This is a genomic window from Kitasatospora sp. NPDC007106 (assembly GCF_040634455.1).
Classification (GTDB): domain Bacteria; phylum Actinomycetota; class Actinomycetes; order Streptomycetales; family Streptomycetaceae; genus Kitasatospora; species Kitasatospora arboriphila.
Map to the genome: position 1 here is coordinate 1 of NZ_JBEYFP010000986.1, position 2,038 is coordinate 2,038.

The 2,038-nt window shown below is 72.2% G+C and carries 3 protein-coding genes; 1 reads left to right on the forward strand and 2 read right to left on the reverse strand.

Annotation, left to right across the window (positions count from 1 at the left end):
* Positions 1 to 233: hypothetical protein (locus ABZ641_RS34825; protein ID WP_359988371.1), on the forward strand; the 233-nt coding region annotated here is incomplete at its 5' end.
* A 34-nt stretch (positions 234 to 267) separates the two neighbouring features.
* On the opposite strand, the gene ABZ641_RS34830 is transcribed toward ABZ641_RS34825, so the two are convergent.
* Positions 268 to 1,560, reverse strand: a complete 1,293-nt coding sequence (locus ABZ641_RS34830; RefSeq protein ID WP_359988373.1) for a tetratricopeptide repeat protein — start codon at positions 1,558 to 1,560, stop codon at positions 268 to 270.
* A 91-nt stretch (positions 1,561 to 1,651) separates the two neighbouring features.
* Positions 1,652 to 2,038 (reverse strand): sortase (locus tag ABZ641_RS34835; protein ID WP_359988375.1); only part of this gene is annotated, 387 nt, incomplete at its 5' end.

The following is a 2,038-nucleotide window of genomic DNA, read 5'->3' on the forward strand; positions in this document are numbered from 1 at the left end:
CCGGCACACCGTCCCCGAGCTGCCTGCAGCACCAGAGCACACTGCCCGGGACGCGCTACACCGGCGGCGACAAGTCCGATCCCACCGCCGTGCTGCAGATGATGCACTTCTACACCGCCAACGGCACCAAGGCGTTCTGCGACGGCAGGCCGCCCACTGAGGCCGACCGCCGCTGGACGGAGCTGTACACACAGCTCGGCGGCGACGCGCAGCACGTGGCCACCGCGAAATAGAGCTGCCGTGCAGGCGCCGTGGCGCCTGCGCTTGTCAGGGCGAGGACGGGAGGGCGGCGAGCGCGGTGCGCGCGGCAGGGGCGTCCAAGGGATGGAAAGCGGGGTTGATCGCCAGTGCGGTCGTGAGCTCGCTGCGGGCTTCGGCGAGGTTCCCGAGGGCCTTTTCGATCATGCCGCGGTGGTAGTGGAAGAACGCGTTGCGCATACCTGTCGTCAGTGCCCGGTCGGACTGCCCGAGTGCCTCCCGGTCGCGCCCGTTGACGTGCAGGGCCCAGGCGTAGGCGTCGTACATCTCCAGGAACGGCCTGGTCCGCAGTCCCTGCTCGGCGATGGCGAGGGCCTTGCCGGGGTCGCCGTGCTCGGCCTCGAACAGCGCCGCGTCGGTGTCGAGCGCCACGCCGTTGTCGGTGAACAGCTGTTGCTCGGCACGGAACACGGTGTACTGCTGCGCTGCCTCGGCGGTGCGTCCCAGGGACTGGAGGAGGTCGCCGAGTTCGAGCACGTACTCGGGTTGCGGGACCTGGGCGACGGCTTGTCGGAGATCCGCGACGGCGGCGTCCGGGTGGCCGAGGGCGGCTTCCGCCCTGGCTCTGGCCTCCAGCAGCGAGGCCGTGCCGGGCGCCGCGCGCAGGCCGGTTTCGGCGCGGGCCAGGGCCGTCCGGGCGTCGCCGTCGTCGAGGGCGAGCAGGCTGAGGTGGTAGAGCGTGAACGCCCGGTCGGCCGGGGTGTTGGCGTCGTCGAGGGCGCGTTGCATGTTCTCGGTGGCCGCCACCGTGTCGCCGCGCAGTTCCCACGCGTACGAGGCGCGGGACAGCGACGGGGTCCCGGGCTTGAGGTCGACCATGCGTTGCACCGCCTCGAACGACTCCGGGTACCGGCCGAGCTGGGTGTAGGCGTCGGCGAGGATCCCGTAGACGGTCGAGTTGTCGGGGCTGAGCGCGACAGCCTTCTGCGCCCAGTCCAGGGCGGCGGCGAAGTCGTGGCGCGCTGCCGTGAGGGCGGCCATGCCGGCGGTCGCGGTGGCGTTGTCCCCGGGCTGTACGGAGAGTGAGTGCGTGAGGACGCTCTCGGCCTTCGGGTAGTACGAGGGGCCGGCCGTGGTCCGGGCCTGCTGGACGTAGGCGAGGCCGAGCGAGCCCAGGGCCTCGGCGTCGTCCGGGGCCGTCCGCAACCGCTCCTGCAGGCCGACGATGGCTGCTTCCCGGCCTGCCCCGGAGCCAGCACCCTCGGCGGAGTCATACGGCGGGTCCTGGACGGCGCTGCCGCCTTGGGGCGCGAGGCCGAGTCCGCCGGCCAAGAAGAGCCCGGCGCCGAGGGCGGCGGCCACCGCCGCGGATCGCAGGCGATGACGTCGCGGAGGCATGGGGTCGGTCGTAGCCAAGGCGTACTCCTGGGCGGCGGGCTGTGCGCGGCGGTCTTCACGTTGACGTGCCGGACTCCGCCGTGGGCTCGTTCGGGGGATCGGTGCTGGGGTTCGTGGTGGGGACGGCGAAGACCACCACGTTGGACAGGTACTCGCGGGTGTCCCGGTCGTACGTGCCGCCGCAGGTGATGAGCCGGAGGCTGGGAACCGTGCTCCCCTCGAACACGAGATCGTCGGGGAAGTCGTCCTTCGCATAGGTGCGCAGGGCCTGCACGGTGAATTCGGTGGCTGTGCCGTCGTTGCCCTCGACGGTGATCGTGTCCCCGGGGCGCAGGACGGACAGGCCGGCGAAGACTGCCGGTCCCGTCAGCGAGTCGACGTGGCCGACGATGACGGCCGCGCCGGGGCTGCCGGGGGTCGGTCCCTGGCTCCACCAGCCGGC